We start from the raw sequence: 253 nt of genomic DNA on the forward strand, positions 1-253 counted from the left end.
CCGGTGATCGCGCCGCCCTGAAACTCGCCGTGTGCCCCGATCGAACCGATGTTCCGGGCGTTCTGATAGATCGCAATGCCACCTTCGTTTTCATCCCACATCGACGATGTGTAGATCACTCCTTCGGGTGCGACCCACATCGAGCGGGCCACGTTGCCCACTCGCGTAGTGCCCGTGCCATGGGTGTTGGCGATCCAGCCGGTCGAATATTGAGCATCGCAAACCGACACTGCCGCTGCGCTCAGCATTGCCC

General features: G+C 61.3%; 1 pseudogene. It reads right to left on the reverse strand.

The features are described from left to right. Window positions 1-248 (reverse strand): annotated as a pseudogene (locus P0D68_RS35590) (SMP-30/gluconolaconase/LRE-like region family protein); the annotation flags it as partial. Between the last annotated feature and the right edge of the window lie 5 nt (window positions 249-253).

The sequence above is a fragment of the Paraburkholderia sp. RL17-380-BIE-A genome (genome assembly GCF_046028085.1).
Taxonomy (GTDB): Bacteria; Pseudomonadota; Gammaproteobacteria; order Burkholderiales; family Burkholderiaceae; genus Paraburkholderia.